The sequence below is a fragment of the Paenibacillus forsythiae T98 genome, from assembly GCF_000520735.1.
Lineage (GTDB): Bacteria > Bacillota > Bacilli > Paenibacillales > Paenibacillaceae > Paenibacillus_AQ > Paenibacillus_AQ forsythiae.
Genome location: NZ_ASSC01000444.1, coordinates 1 through 729, shown reverse-complemented (window position 1 = coordinate 729; position 729 = coordinate 1). Strand labels below are relative to the sequence as shown.

Genomic DNA, 729 nt, shown 5'->3' with positions numbered 1-729 from the left:
CCAACGCTGCTCCCTGTTGTTTAAAGAAGCTGGTCAAGCTCCCCTAACAGTACACTGACCGCTCCGAATTACCGGAATGGGTTGCCCTGCGAATTTCGAACATCCGCTCCCGGCTTTTTGCTTTGAAAAGTCCAATTCGCAGGTCTTCCGGCTGCCGCTCCGCCGGAACCGGCCGTGACCAGCGTACATCCCGAAGACGAATCGCCGTTCCGTCCTCTTTTTCTCCCTCCATAATTTGTACTGCTGCCTTCTGCAGCATCTCAAGGTGCATTATTCCGGTGATAACCCTCTCTTTGCCTTTATATTCGCTACCGGGAACCCACTCCGTCAAGGCAGTCGGTGAATGCAAGGCTGCGTTTCCGGAAATTCGGCGTTCCTCCACGAAATCGTGCGCCGTTCTATTATGGAATTGTTTAATCAACTCAACCGCTTCCGATTTAGATAACCGACTATTTTTGACCTCATTGAAAACATATTGAATAAAATCTATCATAGGCTCCTCCTGGTAACGGGCCGTCCTATTTGATTAAGAACTCGCTTAGCCGACTCTACGGCTGCTTCCACAGTGATCGTTTCATTGATTAACTCGTCGAGGAGCCGATTCAATCCGGATTCGTCAAACGATGTGCGGGATTCTTGGGATACAGCCTCCGGTTCCTGCTGCTTCTCCGTTGCCTTGACCCAATATTTCTTCCTCGCAAAAGGATAGGTCGGCAGCGGCACCCGGCT

Annotated in this window: 2 protein-coding genes; both read right to left on the bottom strand. The window is 50.8% G+C overall.

Annotated elements, in window-relative coordinates:
* Window positions 1–43 precede the first annotated feature (43 nt).
* Window positions 44–493 carry a hypothetical protein gene (locus tag L692_RS0114065; protein ID WP_025700808.1) on the bottom strand — a complete coding sequence of 150 codons (450 nt, stop codon included), beginning with the start codon at window positions 491–493 and terminating at the stop codon, window positions 44–46.
* On the bottom strand, window positions 490–729 hold a 240-nt coding region (locus L692_RS32765), incomplete at its 5' end, for a hypothetical protein (RefSeq protein WP_036723717.1). The genes L692_RS0114065 and L692_RS32765, both read right to left, overlap by 4 nt.